The following is a 26,165-nucleotide window of genomic DNA, read 5'->3' as shown; positions in this document are numbered from 1 at the left end:
GTGTGTCCCTCAGGCGCTCAAGCGAGCGACTTTGCGCCTTGCGCCTTAAAGGAACAAACTGTTAAAAAGAGATACTAAGTGGCCTGTCTCCTCCTGCCTAACCGCGTTTTCCGCAGTGTGCGCTGTGATTCTTTATTTTTAGCGCATTCGTTCGCGGTCGTTCAAAAATTGGGAGTCAAGCATAACACCGCGTCACACGCCTACCGTGATGCAGCGCGTACATGGATGAAGCGCATATTTATCGGTAGTTACCCGAAGTTAGTGCGTGATTCATTGTCTCGCGAGTTCAATCGAGCAGCACGTTTGATGCCCAACAAAAGCTAATCAATGCACATGAAAATCGCCATTCTCGACGACTACCAGGACGCCGTTCGGAAGCTCGATTGCTTCCATTTGCTCGATGACCATGAGGTGAAGGTCTTCAATAACACGGTGCGCGGGCTCGGACAGTTGGCTAGCAGACTGTCGGAAACAGATGCCCTCGTGCTCATTCGCGAACGCACGCGCATCAGCTCCCAGCTCCTCGACAAGTGCCCGAAGCTGCGCATGATCAGCCAGACCGGGCGCGCGGGCGGCGGACATATCGACATCGACGCTTGTACCGAACGCGGTATCGCCGTACTCGAAGGCACGGGTTCGCCGGTCGCGCCGGCCGAGCTTACTTGGGCGCTCATCATGGCGGCACAGCGGCGCATTCCTCAATACGTCGCGAATCTCAAACAGGGCGCGTGGCAGCAATCTGGATTGAAAACGTCTGCACTGCCGCCGAACTTCGGCTTGGGACAAGTGCTGCGCGGACAGACGCTCGGCATCTGGGGATACGGCAAGATCGGCCAGTTGGTCGCGGGCTACGGCAAGGCGTTCGGCATGAATGTGCTGGTGTTCGGCCGCGAGCATTCGTTGCAGGCAGCACGCGACGATGGCTTCGCCGTCGCCGAAAGCCGCGAAGCGCTCTTCGAACAGAGCGACGTGCTCACCGTCCATCTACGTATGAGCGATGAAACGCGCGGCATCGTTCGAACGGAAGACCTCATGCGCATGAAGCCGACCGCGCTCTTCGTCAACACGAGCCGCGCCGAACTGCTCGAAGAGAACGCGTTGCTCAATTCGCTGCATCACAACCGGCCGGGCATGGTCGCCACCGATGTCTATGAGAGCGAGCCGATTCTGCAAGGCTACGGACTCTTGCGCATGGAGAACGTGATCTGCACGCCGCACATCGGCTACGTAGAGCGCGAGAGTTACGAGCTCTACTTCGGCGCGGCGTTCAGGAACATTCTGGCCTTCGACGCCGGCGACAAGTCGAGCGTGTCGAACCCGGAAGCGTTGCAGCACGCGCGGCGGCGTTGAGCGCAAGAGCGACCGGCCGCGAGGCTTTAGCTAAAGCGTCGATACCTCGATCGAAGGCTCGCATCGCACCAGAAAATTCACCGAGTTCGCGATGAAGCAATAGCGATGCGCGTCTTCATGCAGACGCGCGGCTAACTCGGCGTCGTTCCCCGCGCCGATGGTCACGCGCGGATGCAGCGTCACGTCGATGAAACGGCCGCTGCCGTCCTTATCTTCCTGCATCGTGCCGATGGCTTCATCGACATATCCGGTCACGACGATCTTGTTGGTCGCGCACAAATGCAAGTACCAGAGCATGTGACACGACGACACCGACGCCACGAACAACTCCTCCGGATTGTGGCGCGCGGGATTGCCGCGAAAGGCGGGATCGCTCGACGCTTCTATCGCGGCCTTGTTCGCCACGCGCACGAGATGGTCGCGCGAATAAGCGTCGTAGGCGGACGTGCCCGAACCGAGATCGCCCGTCCACGCCACGCTGAGCGTATAGGTGTGCTTCTTCGCCACGTTCTGCTCCTTGGCTCTAGTCGAGATGTGAAGCTGCCTCCAGAAGACGCGGCAGATGCGCGAGGAAATCGTCGGCATCGGCGCGGCCCAGATCGTACGCGTGTTGCATCTGCGCGGGGCTCGTATAGTCCCAGCTCGAAATTGGCACCTTGCGCGACGGCTGAACGTAGATGCGTCGCTGCTCGCCATGCGGCACCACGAACATGCGCTCGCGCGGATACAGCCGCGTGACCATGACGAGCACCGTTCCCGGCGATGCATCGAGCGCGGAGACGGGCACGTTATCGACCATGCCGCCATCGAGCACGGGACGACCGTTGCGCCGCAAAATCGGCGTGAAAGGCGGCGTGCTCGACGACTGCAGGATGAGGTCGGCGAGATCCTCCAGCGTCGCGCACTCTTGCGCGGTGACGAACTCCGGATGAAAACCGAGCGCGGTGCCGAGCGTCGGATGCAGCGTCTTGCGCACGTACTTTTCGATGTTATACGCGATGATGCCCGCCGCCACCGCGCTGCGCGCCCCGAGCCAGCGCGGCAGATGCGACACGCCGATGCGAATCTCCGGCGCCGTTTGCAGCGCGCCGAAGCGTTCCGCGAAAATATCGAGCAGCGCCTGACGGTAGATGCGGTAATGCGGGAACACGGACTGACCGCGCAGCAGGTTGCCCCAATAGGCGTTCTTCGTGTTGCCGCTCAGGGCTTTTGCGTAGTACTTCATCACCCATTGCGCGTTGTTCGTGTAGAGCATGCAGGCGGTGGCCGCGCCCGCCGAGATGCCCGCGATGATGCGCGGCTTGAGATCGAGTTGCGGCTGGATGACGTCCCAGAAACCTGCCTGCCACCAGCAGCGATTGCCGCCGCCTGCGAATACGACTTGATCGAACATGTCTGCTGCTTAAGCCTTTTGCTGATGCGTCGGGTTGATGAGTGCGTAGGTCGTGGTCGCGTGAGCGGCGAGTTCGCCGTCGTCGCCGCGAAGCTCGATTTCGCCGAAGACGAGATTGCGGCCGCGTCGCTGGATTTTCGCGGTGACGAGGACATCGCCGGACTTGACCGGGCGCATGAAGGTCGTGTTGAGCGAGACGGTGGTCATGGGAACGAAGCCGCCCATTGCGTGGGAGATGGCGACGACCATCGCGGTATCGGCGGCGGCCATGAAGACCTGACCGCAGATGACTCCGCCCGCGTGCCGCAGATGATCGGCGTGCGGCAGACGCAGCGTGATCGAATTTTCCGTGGAAGATTGCGGCGCGAGATGCAGTTCGCGGACCCACGGCGCGAGGATCGTGTCCAGCAGATTGCGAATGGCGGAGTCGTCCATGGCTGTGAGTTTTTATGCTGTGTGCGTGATGATACCGGGCGGGACGTTTTTGATTCGCGGGCTGGCCGTTGGTGCGATGCGAAAATTTTCGGGCTAAGGACTTGCGCTTTTCGAAATAACCCCGCTATAATTTCACTTCTGTGTTGGGGGCGTTAGCTCAGTTGGTAGAGCAGCGGACTCTTAATCCGTAGGTCGAGTGTTCGAGTCACTCACGCCCCACCAAAGAATTAATGCAAAAAGCCCGGTCCTCGTGACCGGGCTTTTTGCATTCTGAGCCTTGCGACTCTCTCACTCGCATCCGCAGCGGACGGTCGGTCATGTCTGCCGCTTCCGCCTCATCGCGCCAAAAATTAAGAATTTTCGCGCTAGCCCTCGCTTTCAAATCGCTGAACAATCCTTGCCTCTTTCGCTCTCGATGCAACAAGGGCGCTGGTCGATCCGTTACCGTTCACACGAGTCCGCGAACGCAACTGTCGAAACATCGTGACGCGAAAACCCGCGCTGTTCGTCACCGCATCGAATGCGTCCGGCACGCTGTCTCGCAAGGTTCCAATGGTCTTCACAAAACAACACTTAGTAGTCGCCCTCGCTTCCGTTACCGTCCTCCTGAGCGGATGTGCGACGGAAGCATCCAAATCACTGCCCGTTCAGGCGGTCAGCATCGCTCAGACGCCCTATGCGGGCAAGCCGGTAGCCGTCGCCGTTGGCAAATTCGACAACCGTTCGAGCTATATGCGCGGCCTTTTCTCCGATGGCGTCGACCGCGTCGGCAGCCAGGCCAAGACCATTCTCGTCACGACGCTGCAACAGAGCCGGCGCTTCTCCGTCCTCGATCGCGAGAACATGAACGAGACCAAGCAGGAAGCCGCCATCGCAAACAAGCAGCAAGCGCTTAAAGCGGCCAACTACGTCATTACCGGCGACGTCACCGAATTCGGGCGCAAGGAAGTCGGCGATCGCGAGTTGTTCGGCATTCTCGGCAGCGGCAAGAGCCAGGTAGCCTACGCCAAGGTGAGCCTGAATATCGTCGATACATCGACCTCCGAAGTCGTCGCGTCCAGCCAGGGCGCCGGCGAGTACAGCCTGTCCAACCGGGAAATCATCGGCTTCGGCGGCACCGCGAGTTATGACTCCACGCTCAACGGCAAGGTGCTCGACCTGGCAATTCAAGAAGCGGTGAACCACCTGTCCGAACAAGTCGACGCGGGCGCGCTACGAGCCTCCAAGTAAGCATCACTCATCAACACTCAGAAGCATGAATCACAAGAAACTTTTCTCGACCGGCATTCTCTTGCCGGTCGCGGCAGCGTGCGCGCTGCTGACCGGTTGTGCCACGCAATCCACGCCGCCGCTTTACCAGTGGGACGCGTATCAACCGCAGGTGTATGCCTTCTTCACGGGCGACAAATCCGTCCCCGAGCAGATCGACGCGCTCGAAAAAGCTCGCCAGCAAATCCTTGCGAAGAATAACGCGCTGCCGCCCGGCTTCCGTGCCCACATCGGCGCACTGTATGCAAGCGTCGGCCGTTCGGACGAAGCCAGAAAGGAACTCGAAGCCGAAAAGAACGCGTTCCCCGAGTCGTCCGCCTACATGAACCTTTTGTTGAGCAAACTTCATTAAACGCCGGCCATGATCAAGTTCCTCTCTCATAAACTCTTCGCGGCGCTGTCGGTTTTGTGCCTGTTGAGCGCGTGCGCGTCCACTCCGCAACAGAGCGACTACACCGCATTTCGCAACAGCAAGCCGCGCACGATTCTCGTGTTGCCGCCGGTCAACGAGACGTCGGATATCAAGGCGACATACGGCATGCTCGCCCAAATGACGATGCCGCTCGCAGAAGCGGGCTACTACGTCGTGCCGGTCGCTGAAATGGACGAGACGTTCAAGCACAATGGCCTGACTACGCCTACGGACATCCAGAATGTCGCGCCGGCCAAGCTGCGCGAGATTTTCGGCGCGGATGCGGCGTTGTACACGACAGTCACGAACTACGGCACCAAGTTCGTGGTCTTCGACAGCAGAACCGTCGTCACCGCAAACGCGAAGCTCGTCGATCTGCGTTCAGGCGACGAACTCTGGAAAGGCTCCGCGAGCGCGAATGGCAAGGAAGTGGGCGTGAACGTGGGCGTAGGTTACGGGCTCATCAGCGCGATTGCGCAGAGTGTCGTGACGCAGGTCGCGCATACCTTAACCGACAAGTCCTTCGACGTGGCAGGCCTCACGAGCCAACGTCTTCTGGCATCGGGCGGCAAGACGACCGTACTCTACGGACCGCACTCGCCCAAATACGGCACGGACTGATCGCATGCTCGCCTGAGCCCCACAGCCCAGGCGAGCTAAATCACCACCGCGCCTCTTTCCGCCAGCAACTCCCGCAGCACCGACCGGTGGCACCGCGACTCGTCCTCGCAATAACATCCGACCGACAAATTCGTCGAACGCGATAACGCCGCAAGCAAGTCCAGCGATCGGCTCGCCTCGGAAACCGCCATCTCCGCCTTGAATTTCCTCACGAACGCGCGCCATTGCTTGTCGTCTTCGGCCGCGAGCGCTTCGGCGACAAGTTTTGCCGATGGCGCCAGATTTGGATACCACACATCGTAAAAGTCGCGGCTCGCGAACTCGGCTTTCGGCACGCCGCGCGGCGGACGCCGAACCGTGCCGATACGCAGCCCTTCGTCCACCGCGCGTGGCGTGCCGAGCCGCACGATTCGAATCGCCATGATCGTTTTCCTTCGAATGTCACCGGCGAAGGATAACCGCGCCGAAGCAACGCGCGATACACGCTGACAACGCTTTGAAAGCTCCCGCGACCGTGGCGAGCGGAATGCGCCGGGTTCCCGTATCGTTTCGGATTATTCCTCTTCCGCTTACATCCGGAACCGCCGACGTGCCCTCCGAAGAACATCCCCAAAACGCGCCCCGTAACCCCGACGCACCCATGTCCTCGCTCGAGCGCCGCGGCATGCTCGCGATCCTGCTGTCCGTCGCGCTCGCCACGCTCGATACCGCCATCGCCAACACGGCGTTGCCGGCCATCGCGGCCGATCTGCATACGACACCCGCCGCGTCGGTCTGGATCATCAACGCGTATCAGCTGGCAATGGTCGCCACGCTGCTGCCGCTTGCCGCGCTCGGCGGCATCCTCGGACACCGGCGCGTGTATCTCGGCGGGCTCGTCGTGTTTCTCGTCGCGTCCGCGGTCTGCGCGTTCTCGTGGTCGCTGCCGACGCTCGTCGCCGCGCGCCTGCTGCAAGGGCTCGGCGCGAGCGCGATCATGAGCGTCAACGCGGCGCTCATCAGCGCGATTTTTCCGCCGCATCGGCTTGGGCGCGGCGTGGGACTCAACGCGCTCGTCGTGGGGATCGCGTTTGCGGTTGGGCCGACGGTCGCATCGATCGTGCTCTCGCTCGGCACGTGGCCGTGGCTTTTCGCCGTGAACTTGCCGATCGGCGTCTTCGCGCTCGCCATCGCGGTGCGGTCGTTGCCGCAGACCAAGCGCGCCGAACACGGCTTCGACCGTGTCGCCGCCTTGCTCAACGTGATCACGTTCGCGTCGCTGATCTTCGCGCTCGGCGAAGCGGCCCAGCGCGCGCCCGCGCATACCGTGCTCGCGTCGTTCGGCGTCACGTTGATTGCGGGCGTTCTGCTTCTGCGACGCGAGCGCGGTCATCCCGCGCCGATGCTACCCGTCGATCTCTTCCGCCGCCCGATGTTCGCGCTCTCCACGATGACCGCGATCTGCTCGTTTGCCGCGCAAGGGCTCGCGTTCGTGTCGTTGCCGTTCTTCTTCGAAAGCGTGCTCGGCCGCAGTCAGGTGGAAACCGGCTTTCTGATGACGCCGTGGTCAGCGCTCGTCGCGTTGATGGCGCCGATCGCCGGGCGCTTGTCGGATCGGCACGCGCCGGGTCTGCTGGGCGGCGTCGGGCTCGCGATTCTATGTGTGGGAATGGTGTCGCTCGCGATGCTGCCAGCGCAACCGCATGTGCTCGAAATCTGCATCCGCATGGCGATCTGTGGCGCGGGCTTCGGCTTCTTTCAGTCGCCGAATCTGAAGGCGTTCATGTCGAGCGCGCCGCGTGAACGCGCGGGTGGCGCAAGTGGCACGATCGCGACTTCGCGGCTGATCGGACAGGCCACCGGCGCGGCGCTCGTCGCGTTGTGCTTCAGCATCGCGGGGAAGCATGGTCCGGCGCTCGCGTTGTCGCTTGGAGCGGCGTTCGCGGGCGTGGGAAGTGTGGCGAGCGGATTGCGGCTGGTGACGGCGAGAACGTCGAAGGTGACGTCGTCGGATGGGATATCAGTCGAGCCGCAGAGGAAGATCTGAGGGTCGAGCACGGCGCCGTTGCGCCGCACGTTTGCAGTTGCTTGGAAACCCGCGCGAAGGCCGGGATACGCTGAATCTGCAAAGCTTTCGCGCGCGCGGCTCGCTTCCGTGAATTCGCGGTGCCGCGCTGCGGGGCGCATCGGCGGGCTCGCTTGGAGGACAACCCTTCACGCTACATTTCCTTAACTAGCTCCTTGGCGACTCACCGGACTCACATCCGCCGCACCTTGACCTTCCGCCCCTTCAACTTCCCCGCTGCCAGCTTGCGCTCGGCATCATCGGCGATACCGCGTTGAACGGCCACGTACGTGACCATGTCCATCACGTTGATCTTGCCGATCTCCTCGCCCTTGAAGCCCGCTTCGCCGGTCAGCGCGCCGAGCACGTCGCCGGGACGGATCTTGTCCTTGCGGCCGCCGAGGATTTGGAGCGTCGCCATGGGCGGCTTCAGATGCCCAGGTTCCGCCGATGTCAGCTCCGTCAGCGGATACCACTCCACTTCCTTGCGCTGCGCCACTTCGATCGCGCCGACGCGTCCCATCTCGTCCATGCTCGCAAGCGACAGCGCCCAACCTTCCTCGCCCGCACGCCCCGTGCGCCCGATGCGATGCACGTGCACCTCAGGGTCCGGCGTCACATCGACATTGATGACCGCTTCGAGTTGCGTGATGTCCAGCCCGCGCGCGGCGACATCGGTCGCGACCAGCACCGAGCAACTGCGATTGGCGAATTGCACGAGCACCTGATCGCGTTCGCGCTGTTCGAGTTCGCCATGCAGCGTGAGCGCCTCGAAGCCTTGCGCGCGCAGTACGTCGAGCAAGTCGCGGCATTGCTGCTTCGTGTTGCAGAACGCAAGCGTGCTGACGGGACGATAGTGGTCCAGCAGCAAACCCACTGCATGCAGACGCTCGTGATCCTCGACCTGATAGAAGCGTTGTTTGATCTTCGCGTTGCTGTGCTGTTCGGTGAGCTTGATTTCGCGCGGATTGCGCAGGAACTGCTGACTCAATTTCGCGATGCCCTCGGGATACGTCGCCGAAAACAGCAAGGTCTGACGGTCTTTCGGACACAGACGCGCGACTGAAGCGATATCGTCGAAAAAGCCCATGTCGAGCATGCGGTCGGCCTCGTCGAGCACGAGCGTGCGTACGCCATCCAGCGAAAGCGTTTCGCGCTGAAGGTGATCCATGATGCGTCCCGGCGTGCCTACGACGATATGCGCGCCGTGTTCGAGACTTGCGATCTGCGGACGCATGGGCGTGCCGCCGCATAGCGTGAGCACCTTCACGTTGTCTTCTGCGCGAGCCAAGCGGCGGATTTCCTGCGTGACCTGATCGGCGAGTTCGCGCGTCGGGCAAAGCACGAGCGCTTGCACGGCGAACTGACGCGCATCGAGTTTGGCGAGCAGCGGCAACGTGAAGGCGGCGGTCTTGCCGCTACCCGTTTTCGCCTGCGCGATGAGATCGTGACCGGCGAGTGCGAGCGGCAGGCTCGCGGCCTGGATGGGCGTCATCGATGTGTAGCCGAGCTGCTGCAGATTCGTCTGCATCGCTTCGTTGAGCGGCAGGCTGCTGAATGAGGTATCGGTCGCCATGGTTATTGCGCGCCTCGCGGCGGGGTTTCGGTGACCTGCTCGTAGGTGATGACGCCATCGGGTGCGTCGTGGCGCGTCACGTAATTGCGCGCGCCGCACATCGGGCAGCGGAACAGCAGTCCCTGACCTTCATTCTTGATGACGACGTCTGAGACGTCCCACGTTGCGTCGCAGGACTGGTTTCGGCAGGTGAACATGTCGGATTTCTCGTTGTTGCGTGATGCACGTAGCCGCGATGGAATGCGGCGAAGTGATTTTCGGTTCAAACCGAAAGTGTACGCGGGTCTGCGGGTGGCGCGGCGGAACCAGGTCCGTGTGTTTTGGGCGGGGGTATGGCGTTGGCGTTCAATAAAAAAACCGTAAGTGCCAGCGCGTTGAAACCTCGCGCGTGGTACTTACGGTTTCGGTGAGATAGCGTCGCGCTACCTACCCCTCAAACATCAATATTCCCCGCCCGCAACGCGTTACTCTCGATAAACGCGCGTCTCGGCTCCACATCGTCGCCCATGAGCGTCGTGAAAATGCCATCGGCCGCAATTGCGTCCTCGATCTGCACGCGCAGCAAACGCCGCACGGCCGGGTCCATCGTCGTTTCCCAAAGCTGTCCGGGATTCATCTCGCCCAAGCCCTTGTAACGCTGCTTGCTGACGTTGCGTTCCGCATCCGCGATCAGCCACTTCATCGCGCTCTTGAAGTCCAGCACGGCCATCGAGCGCTCGCCGCGCTTGATCAACGCGCCTTGGCCAATCAAGCCCTTGAAGGTATCGGCAGTGGAAACGAGTTGCTTGTAGTCGGCGGTCAATTGAAGATCTTCATCGAACACCGAAACCTTCACGTTGCCATGGTGACGCCGCTTGATATGCAACGAACGCAGCTCGCGAACCTGATCGTATGCCGCCTCGACCGTCACTTCCGGCTTCAACGGGTCCGAACGCAACTTCGTTTCGAGCGCCTTCGCCGATGCCTCCGCCGCTTCCTGCGTCGACAAATCGATGACCGTGCCATCCATCACTGCTTCGAGCGAGGCGGCATCGTAAATACGGCTGATGCGATCGATCACCGCCTGGGCCAGCAAATACGCACGCGCGAGTTCGCCCAAGGCATCGCCCGAAATCGGGTCCGCGCCTTCGCTCGGCACCAGTTCAGAACCCTGCAGCGCGAGCTTCAGCATATGCTGGTTGAGCTCGTGCGCGTCCTTCATATACCGCTCGTCCTTGCCTGCCTTGATCTTGTAAAGCGGCGGCTGCGCGATATAGATGTACCCGCGCTCCACGATCTCCGGCATCTGCCGATAGAAAAACGTCAGCAAAAGCGTGCGGATGTGGGCGCCGTCCACGTCCGCGTCGGTCATGATGATGATGCGGTGATAGCGCAGCTTGTCCAGGTTGTAATCATCCTTGCCGATGCCGCAACCCAGCGCCGTCACGAGCGTCACGATCTGCTCGGATGAAATCAGCTTGTCGAAGCGCGCCTTCTCAACGTTCAGCACCTTGCCGCGCAACGGCAGGATTGCCTGGAACTTCCGGTCGCGCCCTTGCTTGGCCGAGCCGCCCGCCGAATCACCCTCGACGATATAAATTTCCGACTTCGCCGGGTCCTTCTCCTGGCAATCCGCGAGCTTGCCCGGCAAGCCGACGCCGTCGAGCACGCCCTTTCGCCGCGTCATCTCGCGCGCCTTTCGAGCGGCATCGCGTGCACGCGCGGCATCGACGATCTTGCCCGTGATGATCTTCGCGTCGATCGGCGTCTCTTGCAGATAATCTTCCAGCGCCTTCGCGACGATTTCCTCGACCGGCGCGCGCACTTCCGACGACACCAGCTTGTCCTTCGTCTGCGAACTAAACTTCGGCTCAGGCACTTTCACCGACAGCACGCACGACAAGCCTTCGCGCATGTCGTCGCCGCTCGTCTCGACCTTCGCTTTCTTCGCGATGTCGTGGTCGGCGATGTACTTGTTCATCACGCGCGTCATCGCGGCGCGTAAGCCTGTCAGGTGAGTGCCGCCGTCGCGCTGCGGAATGTTGTTGGTGAAGCAGAGCACGCTTTCGTTGTAGCTGTCGTTCCACTGCATGGCCACTTCTACGGTGACGTTTTCACGCTCGCCCGTTGCATGGAACACGTTCGGATGCAGCACCTGCTTCTGCTTGTTGATGTATTCGACAAAGCCCTTCACGCCGCCCGCAAAAGCGAAGTCGTCTTCCTTGCCGGTGCGCAAGTCGGTCAGGCGAATGCGCACGCCGTTGTTCAGGAACGAGAGCTCGCGCATGCGCTTGGCGAGAATGTCGTAATGGAATTCGACATTGCCGAAGATGGTCGCGTCCGCCAAAAAGTGCACTTCGGTGCCGCGATTTTCGGTGTCGCCGACTACTGGCATGGGCGAATACTGCACGCCGTTCTCTTCGATAAGCTCGCGGTTCTGCACCACGCCGCGCGCGAACTCCATGAAGTGTTTCTTGCCGTCGCGGCGCACGGTGAGGCGCAGCCATTCGGACAGCGCGTTCACGCACGACACGCCCACACCGTGCAAGCCACCCGACACCTTGTAGCTGTTCTGGTCGAACTTGCCGCCTGCGTGGAGTTCGGTCATCACGATCTCGGCGGCGCTGCGCTTCGGGTCGTGCTTGTCGTCGCGTTTCAGGCCGGTAGGCACGCCACGGCCGTTGTCCGTCACCGAAATGGAGTTGTCCGCGTGAATGGTCACGTGGATGTCGTCGCAATAGCCGGCCAGCGCTTCGTCGATGGAGTTGTCCAGCACTTCGAAAACGAGGTGATGCAAACCGGTGCCATCCGACGTATCGCCGATATACATTCCCGGGCGCTTGCGCACGGCCTCCAGACCTTCGAGGATCTGAATGGACGATGCGCCGTAGCTGTTGTCGGGTTGCGAATTTGTGTTTTCAGTCATGGAATTTTCCGGTTCTGCGTCGCTGCTTCGGTTACTGCTCGAAACTTTTCAAAACACCTTAAAAACGCCAAAGGGGCGAGCCGCCCCTTGGTGTGTTCGTGGTACCTGAACGCGTCAGATGCGCATCGGCATCACGACATACTTGAATTCCTCGTTTTCCGGAATTGTGATGAGCGCGCTGGAGTTGGCGTCGCCAAGGCTCACTTGCAGCGTGTCGACCTTCAGATTCGCGAGCACGTCGAGCAGATACGTGACGTTGAAACCGATGTCGACGGTATCGCCCTGATACGCGATTTCCAGTTCTTCCTGCGCTTCTTCCTGGTCGGCATTGGTCGACATGATCTTGAGCTGACCCGGCTCGACCAGACACCGCACGCCCTTGAACTTGTCCGACGTGAGAATGGCCGCGCGCTGCAGGGAGCGCTGCAGTTCTTCGCGACCGATTTCGAACGTGTTCTTGTGCGCCTTGGGAATCACGCGCTGGAAGTCGGGGAACTTGCCTTCGACGAGCTTCGACACGAGTTCGACCTGGCCAAAACTGAACTTCACCTGCGTCGCGGCGATGTCGATCTTGAGCGTGTCGTCGATGTCTTCGAGCAGACGCTGCAATTCGAGGATGGTCTTGCGCGGGATGATGACTTCCTGACGCGGGAACGTGCCGCCGTCGATCTTCATGGACGAGAACGCAAGACGGTGACCGTCCGTTGCGACGGCCATCAACTGGTCGCCATCCACCACGAGCAACATGCCGTTTAGGTAATAGCGAATGTCCTGCTGGGCCATGGCGAAATACACCATGCCGAGCAACTGGCGAAACGTTTTCTGCGGAACCGAAAGGCTTGCGCCGAAGTCTGTAGCCTGGTTGACGGTAGGAAACTCGTCCGCGGCGAGCGTCTGCAGCGCGAAGCGGCTCTTGCCGGAGCGCACGGTCAGGCGCTTGTCGGACAAGTCGAGCGCAACCTCACCCGGCGGCATGGCGCGCAGAATGTCGAGCAACTTGCGCGCGGCGACCGTGGTGGCGATCTGGTCGCTGCCGACGCCGAAATCGGCGCGGGTGGTGATCTGGAGTTCGAGATCCGTCGAGAGGAACGACACATCGGCGCCGTTCTTGGTGATCAGCAGATTGGCGAGGATCGGCAAGGTATGGCGGCGTTCTACGATACCGCTCACGGTTTGCAGCGGCCTTAGAAGATTGTCTCGTTCGGTCTTGACCAGTTGCATAGAGTTCCTTCGTTGATGTGACGGCCTGTCCGCCGGTTTTGCCACCGCTGGTTTTGTCACCAGCGGTTGGTTCGCCGCGCTCGCCGGACAACCTCGTAACACGCGTTGCCGGCCCCCCGCCGGTCACTCGCGAATGCTTGACGCCAGCCGCCCAGGCCACGGACAGCTAAACCTATATTGTGCCTTAAAACGGAACCGCCCCCGAAAATTGGGGGCGTTTTTACCAATAAACAGGTCCGGTGGCGCAATAATCGACGCGTTCGCGCCGGCTCAACCCTTCAGCGTTTGTTCGAGCACGTGAAGTTCGTGATTGAGCTGCGCATCCGTGCCGCGTTCGGCCGCGATCTTGCGCACGGCGTGCAGCACGGTGGTGTGATCGCGACCGCCAAAAAGCTCGCCGATCTCGGGCAGACTCTTCTGCGTCAGTTCCTTCGCCAGATACATCGCGATCTGGCGCGGGCGCGCGATATTGGCCGGCCGCTTCTTCGAATACATGTCGGCGACCTTGATGCTGTAGAAATCCGCGACGGTCTTCTGAATGTTCTCCACCGAGATCTGGCGGTTCTGCACCGTCAATAGATCCTTGAGCGCTTCCTTGGTCAGCTCGATGGTGATGTCGCGGCCATGGAACTTCGAATAAGCGAGGATCTTGCGCAGCGCGCCTTCGAGTTCACGCACGTTCGAGCGCAGATGCTTCGCGACGAAGAACGCGACGTCTTCGGACAGACTCACGCCTTCGGACTGCGCCTTTCTCATCAGAATGGCGACGCGCATTTCCAGCTCGGGCGGCTCGATGGCGACCGTCAAACCGGAATCGAAGCGCGAGATCAGACGGTCGTCGATACCGGAGATTTCCTTCGGATACGTGTCGCTCGTGATAATGACTTGCGCCTTGTTCGCGACCAGCGCCTCGAACGCGTAGAAGAACTCTTCCTGCGTACGCGACTTGCCCGAGAAGAACTGAATATCGTCGATCAACAAAAGATCGAGCGAATGGTAGTAACGCTTGAAGTCGTCGAACGCCTTGCGCTGATACGCCTTCACCACGTCGGAAACGTACTGCTCCGCGTGAATGTAGCGGATGCGCGCGCCCGCCTTGTCCATCAGCAACTGATTGCCGATAGCGTGGATCAGATGCGTCTTGCCCAGGCCCACGCCTCCGTAAAGAAAAAGCGGGTTGTACGAGATGCCGGGATTGTCGGCGACCTGAATGGCCGCCGCGCGCGCGAGCTGATTCGCCTTACCGGTGACGAAATTGTCGAAGGTCAGCACGGGGTTGAGCTTCGAACGTTCGTAAGCGGAATCGGTTTCACCGCTGGCCGATGGGTTGCCGCCCGGACGCCACGTGCGCCGGCCAGCGGCGGCCTCGTTGGCGTCGAGGCTCGGCAAGTCGAAATCGGCTTGTTCGTCCTGCATGGCCTGAGCTTGCTGGGCGGCTTCCGCCGCCAGCGCGTTCACGTGCGCGGCAGCGTTCGCGTGCGCGACGACCGAAGGCGCTTGCGGTGCGGCGGCCGGCGCGGGCGGACGCGGCGCGCCGTCGGCGACACCCGCGCCGGCCGCCGGCCGCGGCGCGGCGTTCGGCGCCTGACCGATAGCGCTGCGAGCGGTCGCTTTCGGGTCGAGTACGAACTGGACGTCGATCGTCGCGCTAAAGTATTCGCGCGCCATATCGGCAATGCGTCCCGAGAACTGGCTCTTCACCCAGTCGAGCTTGAAGCGATTGGGAGCGGCTATGCGCAAGGTGCTCGCCTCGGCATCGAAGTCGACCGGGGCCAGCGGCTTGATCCACGTGACGTACTGCTGCGGCGTGAGTTCACGCTCCAGCAATGCCGAACAGTGTTCCCAGAAATCGTTCATCGAATGCGGTCGTTTTATGGTTGGCTCCGCGCTCCTGACGGCCGTGCTTGCCGGATGCGCAAGCGCCTCGGCAAGTCCCGGCACAGCCATGCAGGCATGCTCCGGAGGCTTACGCCGCAAGGGTTTGCGGGCGAACGGCGGGCCGAAGCAGTAGGCGGATATTTGGGAGTAAGGCGAGATTCTAACGCCAAACGGGACCGGCGCGCGAGTTATCCACAGGGTCAAATCAGCGCGTCCGACAGGCTGGAAATGAACATGATGCGAGCATGGCGAGCTTCACTATTACGCTAACCTATTGACGGTCAATAGGAAAACGGTTTAAATAGCGGGTTCCGCGAAAACAGAATTCCTGAACCTCCGGTCGTTGCGCCCGTTGTGCCTCTCGTGCCTGCGGTTATCCACAGTCGGAACACGGTGGCGCCAAAGCCCGCGCGGTCGATCAATACTCAAGTGAGAGCATCATGAAACGTACTTACCAACCTTCCGTGACGCGCCGCAAGCGCACCCATGGCTTCCGCGTTCGCATGAAGACCGCTGGCGGCCGCAAGGTCATCAACGCTCGCCGTGCGAAGGGTCGCAAGCGCCTGGCAATCTAAGGCTTTCCGGTGGCTGGTCGCGCACGTGTGGTACAGGCCGTATCTGTCCTGAAGCCGGGCGCGCATCACGAACCGGCAGGCTGCTTTAGCGCCGCACAGAAGTCTTGAAACAGGACATCGTTCAGTTGCCGGCGCAGGCCGCGTTCCCCAAGGCCGCAAGGCTACTGAAAACGGATGAGTTCTCATCCGTTTTTCGTTTGCGCCCATGGCGACGTTCGCCGCATTTCGTGCTGTACGGGAAACCGACTGGGCAGGAGGCGCGTCTCGGCCTCGTGATCGGCAAGAAGCAAGCGCCGCGTGCAGTCACGCGCAACCTGATCAAGCGGCACGCGCGTGACGCGTTTCGGTTGCGTCGCGAAGCGTTGAGCGGTTTCGATATCCTCGTGCGCTTGCACGCGAAGATCGACCGCAAGGCCATGCCGAGCGCCAGTTCGCCGCCGCTCGGCGCGCTCGTGCGAGGCGAACTTGAAGCATTGCTGGACCGTGCCGTGCGCGAAGTCGCGCGCCGCGCGGCTGAAACCGTGGCGGCGCCGCCTGGCGTGCCCGCCGTAGACGACACCTCCGGCCCTTCCGGGTCATGAAGCGCAGTCTGCGTCTCGAATCGCCGGTCACGGCGAACGGGGCGCGCGGCGCGAAGCTTATGCAAACGGCACTAATCGCGTTGTTGCGCTTCTACAAGGTTGCTGTGAGCCCGCTGCTCGGCAGCCGGTGCCGTTTTTATCCCTCCTGTTCCGATTACGCGCGCGAGGCAATCCAGTATCATGGCGCCGCGCATGGCACGTATCTCGCCGCCAAAAGGCTTTGCCGCTGCCATCCGTTTTCGGCGGGCGGCGTCGATCTCGTGCCGCAGCCTTCCGATTCGCGATCAGATTCCACGCGGGTTTCCGAGCCGGCCGCGGAATTCGCTCAAGAAAAGCATTCACCACTAAACGGCGCTGATGCGCTTACCGATCGACACTGAGACAACGCATGGATATCAAACGCACCGTCCTATGGGTCATCTTCTTCGTGTCAGTTGTCATGCTGTTCGACAACTGGCAGCGCGACCATGGGCGCCCGTCGATGTTCTTCCCGAGCGCGACGCAGCCGGCCAAGACCGCCAGCAACCCCGCACCGGGCACGGCCGCATCGGGCGCGCAGCCTTCCGAATTGCCCAACTCGCCGGCCGGTACCGCCGCGCCGGGTTCGACGACGCCGCCCGCCACGGCGGCCGCGCAACTCGTCAAGTTCACGACGGACGTGTATTCCGGTGAGATCGACACGCGCGGCGGCACGCTTTCGAAGCTCTCGCTCGTGAAGGAAGGCGACGGCAAGCAGCCCGACCTCTACATCACCCTCTTCGATCACACGCCGACCCACACGTATCTCGCGCGCACGGGCCTGCTCGGCGGCGACTTCCCGAACCACAACGACATCTTCACGGCGGTGCCGGGCCAGACGTCCTTGTCGGGCGACGCCAAAACGCTGACGCTCGCGTTCGAATCGCCGGTGAAGGGTGGCGTGAAGGTCGTAAAGACCTACACGTTCACGCGTGGCAGCTACGTGATCAACGTCGATACGAAAATCGAGAACGTCGGTAGCGCGCCGGTCACGCCGAAGCTCTACATGGAACTCGTGCGCGACAACACTCCGGTGGAGACGCCGCGCTTCTCGCACACGTTCATCGGGCCGGCGGTCTACACGGACCAGCATCACTTTCAGAAGATCGACTTCAGCGATATCGACAAGAACAAGGCTACGTTCGCGCCTTCCGCCGACAACGGCTGGATTGCGATGGTGCAGCATTACTTCGCGTCGGCGTGGATTCCGCAGCAGGGCGCGAAGCGTGACATCTATGTGCAGAAGATCGATCCGGATTTGTATCGCGTGGGTGTGCAGCAGGCCGTGCAGACCATTGCGCCGGGACAGACCGCGACCGTCGATGCGCGTCTTTTCGCGGGTCCCGAAGAAGAGCGCATGCTGGAAGGTATCGCGCCGGGGCTCGAGCTCGTGAAGGATTACGGCATGGTTACGATCATCGCCAAGCCGCTTTTCTGGCTGCTCGAAAAGATCCACAGCTATGTCGGCAACTGGGGCTGGGCGATCGTACTGCTTACGCTGCTCATCAAGGCTGTGTTCTTCCCGCTGTCGGCGGCGAGCTATAAGTCGATGGCACGCATGAAGGAAATCACGCCGCGCATGCAACAGATTCGCGAGCGCTTCAAGAGCGATCCGCAGAAGATGAACGCGTCGCTGATGGAGCTTTACAAGACCGAGAAGGTGAATCCATTCGGCGGCTGTCTGCCGGTCGTGGTGCAGATTCCGGTGTTTATCTCGCTGTACTGGGTGCTGCTGTCGTCGGTGGAAATGCGCGGTGCACCGTGGATCGGCTGGATTCACGATCTGTCGCAACAAGACCCGTACTTCATCTTGCCGGTGCTGATGGCTGTATCGATGTTCCTGCAGACCAAGCTGAACCCGACGCCGCCGGACCCGGTTCAAGCCAAGATGATGATGTTCATGCCGATCGCGTTTTCGGTCATGTTCTTCTTCTTCCCGGCTGGTCTCGTGCTGTATTACGTGGTGAATAACGTGCTGTCGATCGCGCAGCAGTATTACATCACGCGCATGATGGGACAGCGGAAGAAGAAGGCGGCTTGAGGTTTCTTTAGGTTTGATGTGGAAGTGGATTTGAAAACGCCCGGCATGCCGGGCGTTTTTGTTTGGTGTCGATCTTAGTAGGTTCAGGTCAGCTTCACCGCTTCGCCGCCCCATAAAACTGCTGCACAAGCTCCTCGACCAGATACCGATGATGCGGCGACAACGCCTCGATCTTCGACACAAGCTCGAGCGTTTCCCCGGACGCCGGGTATTGCTCATCCCGTACGAGCGGCTTTGGCGTCCCCTGAGCGATACCGCCCGGCGACGGTCCATAGTGCAGCCAGTGCAACTCCACCTTGAACCATTCGGCCAATACTTCCAGCTTGTCGATGGTCGGAATCGAACGCCCGGTGAGCCACTTGTGCGCCGTTTGAGGGGAAACCGCTTCGCCGTGATAACGGAGACTGAATTTTTTGGCGAGATCGGTCGCGCCGCGCAGCTTCTCAGGTGCGCGGGTCATCGAGAACTTAAGCCGCTCGGAGAAATCGGCTTTTTCTTGTGGTGTAGGCATAGTGCAATTGTGCGAGGCAACCGTTGCCTATGCGTCAACCAATCGCGTTAGAAGTGGCGGAAATATTCGTCGTTTTATCTTGTGTAAGCGTTACCGATCACTGCCAAAAGGCAATCAAGCTTCACTCTCAGACCGTCGTCAGTACTGCCTAAGCTGCGAATTTGTTGTAGAAAATGGCGTGAGTCGCATGCGTTCGTCCGTATCTCAAATAAGATACGTCAAGAATTTTCCTAGCGGGCGTGATGTCCGGCAGCTACGCGTCTCAGCGCGATACAATCCCCGCACCCGAAATCCCTGCTTTCCTCACATGCTCAGCAACGACTCCGATCCGATTGTCGCCATCGCCACCGCGCCCGGACGCGGCGGGATTGGCGTCGTGCGGCTGTCGTTCGGACGCGCGGGTGAGCGCGCCGCGCACCTCGCGATGTTCGCGCTGTGCGGCCAATCGTTGCACGCGCGCCACGCTAGCTACGTGCCGTTTCTCGACGGCAACGGCGAGGCGCTCGATCGCGGCATCGCGCTCTACTTTCCCGCGCCGCACTCGTACAGCGGCGAATATGTTCTTGAATTGCAGGGTCACGGCGGGCCGATCGTGCTTCAACTCGTGCTGCAACGCGCGCTCGACGTCGGACGCGAGTTCGGCCTGAGACTTGCCGAGCCCGGTGAATTCACGCGACGCGCGTTTCTCAACGACAAACTCGATCTCGCACAGGCCGAAGCCGTCGCCGATCTGATCGAGGCCAGCACGGAAGCCGCCGCGCGCTCCGCGGGCCGCTCGCTCGAAGGCGCGTTTTCGCGCGAAATCCACGCGCTCGTCGAAGACGTCATCAATTTGCGGATGCTGGTTGAAGCGACTCTGGACTTCCCCGAGGAAGAGATCGACTTCCTGGAAGCAGCGGACGCGCGCGGCAAGCTCGCACGCATTCGCGAGCGCTTGAACACCGTCCTCGCCGATGCCCGGCAGGGCGCCTTGCTGCGGGAAGGCTTATCGGTCGTGCTGGCCGGGCAGCCGAACGTGGGCAAATCGTCGCTGCTAAACGCGCTGGCCGGCGCGGAGCTCGCTATCGTCACGCCGATTGCCGGCACCACGCGCGACAAGGTCGCTCAGACCATTCAAGTGGAAGGCATACCGCTGCATATCATCGATACGGCGGGGCTGCGCGACACCGAAGACGAAGTCGAGCGAATTGGTATCGAGCGGACTTGGGGTGAGATCGAGCGCGCCGACGTCGTGTTGCATTTGCTCGACGCCCGCAACGGGATGACAAGCGAAGACGACGCGATCGCCGCGCGTTTCCCCGATGGCGTGCCGGTCGTGCGCGTGCTGAACAAAACGGACCTGGCGGGCGCACCAGCCGCAAGCCGCGACGCGGACGGCGACGCGCGCCAAGTCAATCTCTCGGCGAAGACGGGCGAAGGCATCGCGCTCTTGCGAGAAATGCTGCTCAAGATTGCCGGATGGCAGGCAGGCGCGGAGAGCGTGTATTTGGCGCGCGAACGGCATCTCATCGCGTTGCGGGCGGCGCGCGAACATCTGGCGCTGGCGGCCGCCCACGCCGATCAGAATTCACAGGCGCTCGATTTATTCGCTGAAGAGCTGCGCCTCGCTCAAGAAAATCTCAATGCAATCACGGGTGAGTTCACTTCCGATGATCTGCTGGGCGTGATTTTCAGCCGGTTTTGCATCGGCAAGTAACCAGTCAAACAACGTTTCCCGGCTATTTCCAGCAAAGGCTTATCCGCCAAGCCTTTCAGGGATTATTTGCTATACTTTGACGTAGCTTGAAAACGCTAGTAATCGCGGCTTGTGGTACACAGGATGGTACACAGCGCCGCGAGCAGCGATTTTGTGTACCAAAAAACCCCTCTATGCCCCGCGCCACCAGGCCTCTCAACGATTCTCAGATTCGCGCGCTGAAGCCACGCGCGACCCGCTATTGCCTAGCCGACGGGAACGGCCTCATCCTTGAAGTGATGCCGACGGGAAGGAAAGTCTGGCGTTTCCGATATTCCCTCCATGGCAATCGGCAGCCACTAGTTACCATCGGTGAATACGGCAAAATTTCGCTGAAGGCGGCGCGAATCAAGGCACAGCACTACGCCGCGATCGTCGCATCCGGCGTATCGCCGGTTTCCACCGCTCGACAGGATCGTGGGGCGGAAAAGCGCATTGACACTCTGAAGGATTGCGCTGAACTCTATCTCGCCGCAGAAATCGACGGCAAGTCGGCGGACTACCGACGAACGACGCGACGGACGCTCGAAAAGGACATCTATCCCGCCATCGGCAGCATGCGTATCGGCGACGTAAGCGCGGCCGATGTGCTCGCAATCTGCGACAAAATCAAAGGGCGCGGCTCGCCGAAGATGGCGCTGCACACGCGAAATGTATTGAAGCGGCTTTACGAGTACGCGATCGCGCGCCAGCTCGCGAGCGTCAACCCCGCGTCGATGATCCCCGCACGCTTTGTGGCAACGACTGAGAGCCGGACGAGAGTGCTGGCACCAAATGAAATCGGCACGATGCTGCGCGCCATTTATGCATCAGATATTCGCCGTCCATTGAAGCTTGCTCTGCATCTGCTGACGCTGACGATGGTGCGCAAATCGGAATTGATTGAAGCAACTTGGGATGAATTCGATCTTAACGAGGCCGTCTGGAGAATCCCTGCCGCGCGAATGAAGAAGGATCGGGAGCACTGGGTATATCTGCCCCATCAGGCCGTCGTGATGCTCACAGAATTGTCGCAAACGCGCACGAGCCGCACCTTCGTCTTCCCCACAGTGCGCGGTCCAGATCGACCAATTGCGAAAAGCACGCTCAATCAGGCCGTCAAGGCGCTTGGCTTGGAGGTCGAGCACTTTGTGCTGCACGACTTGCGCCGAACCGCGTCGACGCACCTGCACGAGATGGGTCAGTCGTCCGATGCGATCGAAAAGGCGCTTGCTCACTCGATCAGAGGGATGAAAGGCGTTTATAACCGTGCCGAATACGGAACAGAGCGGCAGCGGATTTTGCAGCTATGGGCCGACTTCGTGGACGCTCAAATTGATGAAGGCCAAGGTGTTTTGATTGGCCGCTTCAAACGAGCGTCTTAAAAAGGGTCCGCGCCTGCCTCTGTGAGGTAAAACGGGGTTCCCCTCTCCGTGCGGCGCGGCAAATCAGCAAGGGGCGCGTGAAAGTGCAATGGACACTCCCGACTACCGATATTGGATGGCTCTCGATCGATGGAACCGCAGTGAGGCGGCGATGTTGCTGGATAACAAGGATCCGGATAAGCATCGCGGCGCAAAACTGTCGTCCCCCGACGCTGACCATATCTATCCCGACGCTCGAAAAATCTATCGCATGTTGGAGCGATTCAGTTGGGCTTCATATGGAGGCAACGAATACAAGACGAAGGAGCGCCCGCTATACATCATTGACGCAGCGCGTCGCATGGGGATAGCGGTGCCTGAGCCGCTCTTGCAAGAGGCAAAACGTCGCCAAGAGCGCGACCAACCGATCGCAGAGCAACCTGATTCGGTAAGTCGTCCTGCGTCGTCGCAAACAAAAGAACGCGCGACCATGCTTAAGTTAATCCTGGCGCTGGCGTGCGGCGGTTACGGAATGAAGGTTGATGCGACTCGCAATTTGCAAGCGAAGTCTATGCGGACCGATTGCGAACGGCTTGGAATCCCTTTAGATGATGAAACGATAAAAAAATATCTGGACGAGGCTAAAGCGCTCCGTCGGGCAATACTCGCCGAGCAGGGCCCGTATAACGCGCCAGCAGCATCGCGTGGATCGTCATAACGCTATACGCACTGAGACGGAGTGCGATGTATTGCACGCGAATGCGCTGTATTAGGGCGTATCGGTGCGAAACAGTGCATATCCTACCGGATTCCATTAGACAGAAAATCGCTCAAACCCTTTGTGCACAAGGGTTTGAGGGCGATAGCATAACTGACACAAAGAATCCTGAACCTCCCCGCAAAACCTTTCCACTAATAGATCCGCATCCGAATTCGGATATTGCCGCGGCCATCCGGACACTTGATAGCGAATAAAACTAAGAATTGCCACGCCTTCCCAACTACAGAAAGGTTTGAACGTGGCAAACAAGATCTCTCCGACGCGCGCTAAAGGCGCAAGGGACTCACACCCGATCTCGCTTCCGCTCGATGGTCTATCGCGCTGGAATGACATTAAACACTTTGTGCCGATGAGCCGAGAAAGCCTTCGGCAACGCGAGCTTTCCGGGCGTTTCCCGCGACGCCAATATCTGACCAAACGGTGCGCTGTCTGGTCAAATCGGGAAATCCATCAATGGTTCGCAGATCCGGTCAACTATCGGGCGGAGACTGTATGAAGACGAGCATCGCTAAATGCAGCCAGACGTCGATCCAAGCCGAATACGACGGCGTGCAGATCTCGTTCACCGGTGATGCATGGTTCAACGCTACTGCCGCTTCTAAGAAATACGGTAAAAGCCCGCATGAATGGACGCGCTTGTCGGACACGGTGCGATATGTCCGCGCCCTCGAGAATAGAAACGGGAAAATCCCGTTTCTAAAAGTCGTCCGTGGCGGCCGCGGTCGGCCAGACGCGACTTGGATGCACCCGAAGCTTGCGGTTCGCTTTGCCCAATGGCTGGATGTCGATTTCGCAGTTTGGTGTGACGAGCAAATCGATCACATTCTGCGCGGAGGACTGTCGTTGCTTTCGAAGAGCGGCACGCAGCGCAGCGACACACCGGACCGTGAGCCCTTGCTCACAACGGCCGCCGCTATCGTCGCTCGCCATCGCCTCCCCTTCTCCACCGTCTACGAAGCACTCAACACGTTTGCCGGCGTCGCGCATGCCCGCGAGATGAGCTGCGATCAGGTAGCAGACGCGTCTCTGTTCGGATCTCGGCTGTTAAACGGAACGGCAACCGCAGAAGACTTCGCGTTGCTGGAGCGGCGGCGCATTGAATTTGGCGCAACTGCAAGCCAAACCTCCCTTCTGGGAGGTCTGTGATGATAGGCAAAAAAAAGGCTGGCGCATTTGCCAGCCAAATGAACAACCCCGAAAGCGATATTAGGTCAGCGCGAGCACAGTCGCTATCTGTCGGGTACGAAAATGCACACGGCTTGACGAGGCGGGAATCCGTCGTCTATCCTGTGAAACGTGGGAGGAGACATCTCTCGCTCGGGTTTAGCAGCTCGACTTGCATATGGCGGACAACCGCCTCTCGGCGGTATTTTTTCGTCCGCTGCCATGTGTTCGCCTTCAATGGCCGGGCCTTGGTGGGGGAGCGTTCGCGCTCGCCGGTTTCCATATGCGCCGGTCTGCTAACCCTGCCTTGTGCCTGGCCACCCCGTTTAGCAGCGGGGGCCGGGTTCGCTAACTCTGCATATGGAGGCCGCACCATGCGACTCGCTATCCCCGCTCGTTCTGAGCAAATCAAAACTCCGCTTCAAATCCAAATCATCAATCGCGCCCTGCGCGATGCAGCGCTCGCGCCCAGTGCCAACGACGCGCTCGACTGCTGCGCCGAAGCACTTCTTCACCTTGCTGAAATCGCCCGTGCGGAGGCGCGCCATGACTAATCTCGTCCCTAGCGCCAACCGTGCACCTGACATTGGTGAACTCTTCATCGCAGTCCAGCAGCTTGATGCTCTGCTTGCCGTGATCGAAGAATGCGCATCCGATAACGAGTCTGGCCGTGCTTTCTTGCTCGCTCAGCTCGGCCAAGTCATGACAGCAGACTTGCTGAAGCAGTTCGATACGGAGGTTCGTCATGGCTAAGACCACAGAAGCGATCGTTTGTCGACACACGACGGCCGCAGGCTTGATTGACTTCTTCTTCGAGCGCTTCAACACCGCCCATGCGTCGGACAGTGAATTGCAATATCTCGCGGACTTCACAGGCACCGTCGCTGACATGGCTGAATCGCTGTCTACGCTGACCGCGGGCATCGGTATGTTGGTGAGCGCGGATAGTCGGTCGGAGAACAAGCACCTTCGCGTCGAAGCTTTGCAGGGTAAAGATGAACCGTCACTACTCTTTCATATCGCGGCTGAGATCGAGCTGATCGCTCGCATTGCGGAAGTAGCAGCCGACTCAAACGGCTATCTGCAACAACGGTTCATTGACCGTCTCAAGGTTGAGCGCTCTCGTCGTAGCTTTAACGATGAGTACTCCTCACAGGAGATTAGTCATGGCTAAGCACAGTGAAATGCCGACGAAGGTGCAACAGATCCACGACACCTTGCAGATGCTGCTGATCGCTATCAGCCATCTCCCTATCAGCGACGATCACCCTATTTATGGAGTCGTGCACATGCTGATCGATCAATCTCGCGATGTCGCCAATAAGCTGTCTGATCCTCAGTACGCGGGTGAAAGCACGAGCGATAAGAGCGGTTCGAAGGAGGACGTATGAGTACGGTCGATCAAGACAAGATGGTGATGGAGGTTCAGAAGAACGCGACGCAACGCGTTCGTATCTCGCATCGCTGGTACAAGGGCCGTCAGTACGTTGATGTTCGTCTGGTGGTCGTCGATATGGCGGGTGATTTTGTGCCGACTCGACAGGGCATCATGCTTCGCCCGGAATTGCTTGCGCAGGTCATTCAAGGGCTGACGCTGGCCGCGCGGGAGGTTGTATGAAAACCAGACAGAATATGGGCAAGAGGACGGTCATTCTGCGTAGCGCCCAAGAAATTTGGGACGAGCGCTGTCGAAAGCAAGCTTCCGCTAGCGGCGCGGATCGTCGCATAAACGAGAACTACGAACTGGGTATGCCCATCGCTGAGGGCGAGTATGCAAGCCCGACGCAATGTGTGCTGATGTGCGGCTTCCTCGTGTTTCAGAAGAAGAAGGTTGATGAAGAAGTGCGCCAGTACGCACGCCGCGTGCTCGATGTTGTATTTGCCGCAGCCGCCGAGAACGGATTTCGCAACAGCGATCTGCTTGAAACCATGATGTCCAAGCGTGAACCCTCGCCGCGCATGCGCGTTCTCGCAGGACAAGCGACGGCGGCGATCGGCGACAACCTTGCTTTCGCTCGCGTGGTTGCACGGGCAGGTGTCATTGCGGGAGGCAAGCAATGAGCACCGTCTTTGACCATCATCAGCGCATCCTCGAAGCACTGTCATACATCCCGCCGGACTGTGAGCGAGACGTATGGTTTCGAGTTGCTGCTGCGTTGAAAAACGAAGAGGGAGAAGCAGCGTTCGAGACCTTCGACATGTGGAGTAAGGCAAGCCCGAATTACTCGGCCGCTGACACGCGCGACACTTGGCGCTCGATCCGTCCCGACGCCGGAATCACGATCGCTACGCTGTTCGCGATCGCGAAGCGG

The 26,165-nt window shown here is 60.1% G+C and carries 31 protein-coding genes and 1 tRNA gene; 22 read left to right on the top strand and 10 right to left on the bottom strand.

What is annotated here, in order from left to right; all coding sequences use genetic code 11:
• Positions 1-333 precede the first annotated feature (333 nt).
• Positions 334-1,350 (top strand): D-2-hydroxyacid dehydrogenase family protein, encoded by a 1,017-nt coding sequence (locus tag QCE79_RS00160; protein WP_244826722.1) that lies wholly within the window; start codon positions 334-336, stop codon positions 1,348-1,350.
• Between the two features lie 30 nt (positions 1,351-1,380).
• Here the strand turns inward: QCE79_RS00160 and QCE79_RS00155 are convergent, their stop codons facing one another.
• From QCE79_RS00155 to QCE79_RS00145, 3 genes are read right to left on the bottom strand one after another with little or no spacing between them, the layout of a single operon-like run.
• A complete protein-coding gene (locus QCE79_RS00155) occupies positions 1,381-1,857 on the bottom strand; it encodes an OsmC family protein (RefSeq protein WP_309841041.1) in 477 nt (158 codons plus the stop codon).
• A gap of 16 nt (positions 1,858-1,873) precedes the next feature.
• A complete protein-coding gene (locus tag QCE79_RS00150; protein ID WP_250462542.1) occupies positions 1,874-2,743 on the bottom strand; it encodes a patatin-like phospholipase family protein in 870 nt (289 codons plus the stop codon).
• A 9-nt stretch (positions 2,744-2,752) separates the two neighbouring features.
• Entirely contained in the window at positions 2,753-3,178 is a 426-nt protein-coding gene (locus QCE79_RS00145) for a PaaI family thioesterase (RefSeq protein ID WP_309841039.1), read from the bottom strand.
• Positions 3,179-3,324: 146 nt separating this feature from the next.
• Here QCE79_RS00145 and QCE79_RS00140 point away from each other — a divergent pair.
• The 4 genes from QCE79_RS00140 (at position 3,325) to QCE79_RS00125 (ending at position 5,480) form a co-directional block, all read left to right on the top strand.
• Positions 3,325-3,400, top strand: a tRNA-Lys gene (locus tag QCE79_RS00140).
• A gap of 330 nt (positions 3,401-3,730) precedes the next feature.
• On the top strand, positions 3,731-4,408 hold the full coding sequence (locus QCE79_RS00135; RefSeq protein ID WP_309845090.1) for a CsgG/HfaB family protein: 678 nt from the start codon (positions 3,731-3,733) through the stop codon (positions 4,406-4,408).
• A gap of 25 nt (positions 4,409-4,433) precedes the next feature.
• The gene (locus tag QCE79_RS00130; RefSeq protein WP_250491634.1) at positions 4,434-4,799 is read left to right on the top strand and encodes a DUF4810 domain-containing protein; all 366 of its coding nucleotides are present in this window, start codon (positions 4,434-4,436) and stop codon (positions 4,797-4,799) included.
• 9 nt (positions 4,800-4,808) lie between these two features.
• Positions 4,809-5,480, top strand: a complete 672-nt coding sequence (locus QCE79_RS00125) for a DUF799 domain-containing protein (protein WP_309841036.1) — start codon at positions 4,809-4,811, stop codon at positions 5,478-5,480.
• Between the two features lie 35 nt (positions 5,481-5,515).
• Here QCE79_RS00125 and QCE79_RS00120 read toward each other — a convergent pair whose 3' ends face one another.
• A complete protein-coding gene (locus tag QCE79_RS00120) occupies positions 5,516-5,902 on the bottom strand; it encodes a DUF488 family protein (RefSeq protein WP_309841034.1) in 387 nt (128 codons plus the stop codon).
• A 218-nt stretch (positions 5,903-6,120) separates the two neighbouring features.
• Here QCE79_RS00120 and QCE79_RS00115 point away from each other — a divergent pair, with 218 nt between their 5' ends.
• Complete coding sequence (locus tag QCE79_RS00115; RefSeq protein WP_250462446.1) at positions 6,121-7,506, top strand: MFS transporter; 1,386 nt, start codon at positions 6,121-6,123, stop codon at positions 7,504-7,506.
• Between the two features lie 211 nt (positions 7,507-7,717).
• Here QCE79_RS00115 and dbpA read toward each other — a convergent pair whose 3' ends face one another.
• From dbpA to dnaA, 5 genes are all read right to left on the bottom strand, one after another.
• On the bottom strand, positions 7,718-9,106 hold the full coding sequence (gene dbpA, locus QCE79_RS00110; protein WP_250462480.1) for an ATP-dependent RNA helicase DbpA: 1,389 nt from the start codon (positions 9,104-9,106) through the stop codon (positions 7,718-7,720).
• Positions 9,103-9,297, bottom strand: coding sequence for a hypothetical protein (locus QCE79_RS00105; protein WP_250462444.1), 195 nt, complete (start codon positions 9,295-9,297; stop codon positions 9,103-9,105). Before QCE79_RS00105 ends, dbpA begins: the two co-directional genes overlap by 4 nt.
• A gap of 236 nt (positions 9,298-9,533) precedes the next feature.
• Positions 9,534-12,005, bottom strand: coding sequence for a DNA topoisomerase (ATP-hydrolyzing) subunit B (gyrB, locus tag QCE79_RS00100; RefSeq protein WP_244826712.1), 2,472 nt, complete (start codon positions 12,003-12,005; stop codon positions 9,534-9,536).
• A 114-nt stretch (positions 12,006-12,119) separates the two neighbouring features.
• Entirely contained in the window at positions 12,120-13,226 is a 1,107-nt protein-coding gene (gene dnaN / locus QCE79_RS00095; RefSeq protein WP_244826711.1) for a DNA polymerase III subunit beta, read from the bottom strand.
• Between the two features lie 270 nt (positions 13,227-13,496).
• Positions 13,497-15,083 carry a chromosomal replication initiator protein DnaA gene (dnaA, locus tag QCE79_RS00090; protein WP_309841030.1) on the bottom strand — a complete coding sequence of 529 codons (1,587 nt, stop codon included), beginning with the start codon at positions 15,081-15,083 and terminating at the stop codon, positions 13,497-13,499.
• Positions 15,084-15,544: 461 nt separating this feature from the next.
• Between dnaA and rpmH the strand changes: the two genes are divergently transcribed.
• From rpmH to yidC, 4 genes are all read left to right on the top strand, one after another.
• Positions 15,545-15,679 (top strand): 50S ribosomal protein L34, encoded by a 135-nt coding sequence (gene rpmH, locus QCE79_RS00085; RefSeq protein ID WP_004198824.1) that lies wholly within the window; start codon positions 15,545-15,547, stop codon positions 15,677-15,679.
• 104 nt (positions 15,680-15,783) lie between these two features.
• The gene (gene rnpA, locus QCE79_RS00080; protein WP_244826709.1) at positions 15,784-16,260 is read left to right on the top strand and encodes a ribonuclease P protein component; all 477 of its coding nucleotides are present in this window, start codon (positions 15,784-15,786) and stop codon (positions 16,258-16,260) included.
• A gap of 59 nt (positions 16,261-16,319) precedes the next feature.
• Positions 16,320-16,640 (top strand): membrane protein insertion efficiency factor YidD, encoded by a 321-nt coding sequence (gene yidD / locus QCE79_RS00075; protein WP_244826708.1) that lies wholly within the window; start codon positions 16,320-16,322, stop codon positions 16,638-16,640.
• An 8-nt stretch (positions 16,641-16,648) separates the two neighbouring features.
• The gene (yidC, locus tag QCE79_RS00070; protein ID WP_250462440.1) at positions 16,649-18,319 is read left to right on the top strand and encodes a membrane protein insertase YidC; all 1,671 of its coding nucleotides are present in this window, start codon (positions 16,649-16,651) and stop codon (positions 18,317-18,319) included.
• A gap of 94 nt (positions 18,320-18,413) precedes the next feature.
• Here the strand turns inward: yidC and QCE79_RS00065 are convergent, their stop codons facing one another.
• On the bottom strand, positions 18,414-18,830 hold the full coding sequence (locus QCE79_RS00065; protein ID WP_244826705.1) for a helix-turn-helix transcriptional regulator: 417 nt from the start codon (positions 18,828-18,830) through the stop codon (positions 18,414-18,416).
• Between the two features lie 307 nt (positions 18,831-19,137).
• Between QCE79_RS00065 and mnmE the strand changes: the two genes are divergently transcribed.
• The 12 genes from mnmE to QCE79_RS00005 form a co-directional block, all read left to right on the top strand.
• On the top strand, positions 19,138-20,526 hold the full coding sequence (gene mnmE / locus QCE79_RS00060; protein WP_309841025.1) for a tRNA uridine-5-carboxymethylaminomethyl(34) synthesis GTPase MnmE: 1,389 nt from the start codon (positions 19,138-19,140) through the stop codon (positions 20,524-20,526).
• Between the two features lie 173 nt (positions 20,527-20,699).
• Positions 20,700-21,929 (top strand): tyrosine-type recombinase/integrase, encoded by a 1,230-nt coding sequence (locus QCE79_RS00055; RefSeq protein WP_309841024.1) that lies wholly within the window; start codon positions 20,700-20,702, stop codon positions 21,927-21,929.
• Positions 21,930-22,017: 88 nt separating this feature from the next.
• Complete coding sequence (locus QCE79_RS00050) at positions 22,018-22,626, top strand: hypothetical protein (RefSeq protein WP_309841023.1); 609 nt, start codon at positions 22,018-22,020, stop codon at positions 22,624-22,626.
• A gap of 301 nt (positions 22,627-22,927) precedes the next feature.
• Positions 22,928-23,185, top strand: coding sequence for an AlpA family phage regulatory protein (locus tag QCE79_RS00045; RefSeq protein ID WP_309841020.1), 258 nt, complete (start codon positions 22,928-22,930; stop codon positions 23,183-23,185).
• Positions 23,182-23,835: a KilA-N domain-containing protein gene (locus QCE79_RS00040; RefSeq protein ID WP_309841018.1), complete on the top strand. Its 654-nt coding sequence runs from the start codon at positions 23,182-23,184 to the stop codon at positions 23,833-23,835. The genes QCE79_RS00045 and QCE79_RS00040 overlap by 4 nt, the downstream gene beginning before the upstream one ends.
• Positions 23,836-24,227: 392 nt before the next feature.
• Complete coding sequence (locus QCE79_RS00035; RefSeq protein ID WP_309841016.1) at positions 24,228-24,407, top strand: hypothetical protein; 180 nt, start codon at positions 24,228-24,230, stop codon at positions 24,405-24,407.
• Complete coding sequence (locus QCE79_RS00030; RefSeq protein WP_309841014.1) at positions 24,400-24,606, top strand: hypothetical protein; 207 nt, start codon at positions 24,400-24,402, stop codon at positions 24,604-24,606. The genes QCE79_RS00035 and QCE79_RS00030 overlap by 8 nt, the downstream gene beginning before the upstream one ends.
• On the top strand, positions 24,599-25,027 hold the full coding sequence (locus QCE79_RS00025) for a hypothetical protein (protein ID WP_309841013.1): 429 nt from the start codon (positions 24,599-24,601) through the stop codon (positions 25,025-25,027). Before QCE79_RS00030 ends, QCE79_RS00025 begins: the two co-directional genes overlap by 8 nt.
• Complete coding sequence (locus tag QCE79_RS00020) at positions 25,020-25,244, top strand: hypothetical protein (protein WP_309841012.1); 225 nt, start codon at positions 25,020-25,022, stop codon at positions 25,242-25,244. Before QCE79_RS00025 ends, QCE79_RS00020 begins: the two co-directional genes overlap by 8 nt.
• On the top strand, positions 25,241-25,471 hold the full coding sequence (locus QCE79_RS00015) for a transcriptional coactivator p15/PC4 family protein (protein ID WP_309841010.1): 231 nt from the start codon (positions 25,241-25,243) through the stop codon (positions 25,469-25,471). The genes QCE79_RS00020 and QCE79_RS00015 overlap by 4 nt, the downstream gene beginning before the upstream one ends.
• 131 nt (positions 25,472-25,602) lie before the next feature.
• Positions 25,603-25,914 carry a hypothetical protein gene (locus QCE79_RS00010; protein WP_309841008.1) on the top strand — a complete coding sequence of 104 codons (312 nt, stop codon included), beginning with the start codon at positions 25,603-25,605 and terminating at the stop codon, positions 25,912-25,914.
• Positions 25,911-26,165, top strand: a 255-nt coding sequence (locus tag QCE79_RS00005; protein WP_309841006.1) for a PriCT-2 domain-containing protein, incomplete at its 3' end; no start/stop codon positions are given. The genes QCE79_RS00010 and QCE79_RS00005, both read left to right, overlap by 4 nt.

Origin of the sequence: Caballeronia sp. LZ003, assembly GCF_031451465.1 — a bacterium.
Lineage (GTDB): Bacteria > Pseudomonadota > Gammaproteobacteria > Burkholderiales > Burkholderiaceae > Caballeronia.
This window is presented reverse-complemented; position numbering and strand designations above follow the sequence as displayed.

What these genes read in the sequence shown, in the direction of transcription:
- QCE79_RS00055 (WP_309841024.1), top strand. Translation starts at nt 20,700, where the DNA reads ATGCCCCGCGCCACCAGGCCTCTCAACGATTCTCAGATTCGCGCGCTG.
- QCE79_RS00125 (WP_309841036.1), top strand. Translation starts at nt 4,809, where the DNA reads ATGATCAAGTTCCTCTCTCATAAACTCTTCGCGGCGCTGTCGGTTTTG.
- yidC (WP_250462440.1), top strand. Translation starts at nt 16,649, where the DNA reads ATGGATATCAAACGCACCGTCCTATGGGTCATCTTCTTCGTGTCAGTT.
- gyrB (WP_244826712.1), bottom strand. Translation starts at nt 12,005, where the DNA reads ATGACTGAAAACACAAATTCGCAACCCGACAACAGCTACGGCGCATCG.
- rpmH (WP_004198824.1), top strand. Translation starts at nt 15,545, where the DNA reads ATGAAACGTACTTACCAACCTTCCGTGACGCGCCGCAAGCGCACCCAT.
- QCE79_RS00035 (WP_309841016.1), top strand. Translation starts at nt 24,228, where the DNA reads ATGCGACTCGCTATCCCCGCTCGTTCTGAGCAAATCAAAACTCCGCTT.
- QCE79_RS00160 (WP_244826722.1), top strand. Translation starts at nt 334, where the DNA reads ATGAAAATCGCCATTCTCGACGACTACCAGGACGCCGTTCGGAAGCTC.
- QCE79_RS00120 (WP_309841034.1), bottom strand. Translation starts at nt 5,902, where the DNA reads ATGGCGATTCGAATCGTGCGGCTCGGCACGCCACGCGCGGTGGACGAA.
- yidD (WP_244826708.1), top strand. Translation starts at nt 16,320, where the DNA reads ATGCAAACGGCACTAATCGCGTTGTTGCGCTTCTACAAGGTTGCTGTG.
- QCE79_RS00150 (WP_250462542.1), bottom strand. Translation starts at nt 2,743, where the DNA reads ATGTTCGATCAAGTCGTATTCGCAGGCGGCGGCAATCGCTGCTGGTGG.
- QCE79_RS00020 (WP_309841012.1), top strand. Translation starts at nt 25,020, where the DNA reads ATGGCTAAGCACAGTGAAATGCCGACGAAGGTGCAACAGATCCACGAC.
- QCE79_RS00010 (WP_309841008.1), top strand. Translation starts at nt 25,603, where the DNA reads ATGCCCATCGCTGAGGGCGAGTATGCAAGCCCGACGCAATGTGTGCTG.
- dnaN (WP_244826711.1), bottom strand. Translation starts at nt 13,226, where the DNA reads ATGCAACTGGTCAAGACCGAACGAGACAATCTTCTAAGGCCGCTGCAA.
- QCE79_RS00025 (WP_309841013.1), top strand. Translation starts at nt 24,599, where the DNA reads ATGGCTAAGACCACAGAAGCGATCGTTTGTCGACACACGACGGCCGCA.
- QCE79_RS00115 (WP_250462446.1), top strand. Translation starts at nt 6,121, where the DNA reads ATGTCCTCGCTCGAGCGCCGCGGCATGCTCGCGATCCTGCTGTCCGTC.
- mnmE (WP_309841025.1), top strand. Translation starts at nt 19,138, where the DNA reads ATGCTCAGCAACGACTCCGATCCGATTGTCGCCATCGCCACCGCGCCC.
- QCE79_RS00130 (WP_250491634.1), top strand. Translation starts at nt 4,434, where the DNA reads ATGAATCACAAGAAACTTTTCTCGACCGGCATTCTCTTGCCGGTCGCG.
- dnaA (WP_309841030.1), bottom strand. Translation starts at nt 15,083, where the DNA reads ATGAACGATTTCTGGGAACACTGTTCGGCATTGCTGGAGCGTGAACTC.
- QCE79_RS00040 (WP_309841018.1), top strand. Translation starts at nt 23,182, where the DNA reads ATGAAGACGAGCATCGCTAAATGCAGCCAGACGTCGATCCAAGCCGAA.
- QCE79_RS00105 (WP_250462444.1), bottom strand. Translation starts at nt 9,297, where the DNA reads ATGTTCACCTGCCGAAACCAGTCCTGCGACGCAACGTGGGACGTCTCA.
- QCE79_RS00065 (WP_244826705.1), bottom strand. Translation starts at nt 18,830, where the DNA reads ATGCCTACACCACAAGAAAAAGCCGATTTCTCCGAGCGGCTTAAGTTC.
- QCE79_RS00145 (WP_309841039.1), bottom strand. Translation starts at nt 3,178, where the DNA reads ATGGACGACTCCGCCATTCGCAATCTGCTGGACACGATCCTCGCGCCG.
- QCE79_RS00050 (WP_309841023.1), top strand. Translation starts at nt 22,018, where the DNA reads ATGGACACTCCCGACTACCGATATTGGATGGCTCTCGATCGATGGAAC.
- QCE79_RS00015 (WP_309841010.1), top strand. Translation starts at nt 25,241, where the DNA reads ATGAGTACGGTCGATCAAGACAAGATGGTGATGGAGGTTCAGAAGAAC.
- QCE79_RS00135 (WP_309845090.1), top strand. Translation starts at nt 3,731, where the DNA reads ATGGTCTTCACAAAACAACACTTAGTAGTCGCCCTCGCTTCCGTTACC.
- QCE79_RS00030 (WP_309841014.1), top strand. Translation starts at nt 24,400, where the DNA reads ATGACTAATCTCGTCCCTAGCGCCAACCGTGCACCTGACATTGGTGAA.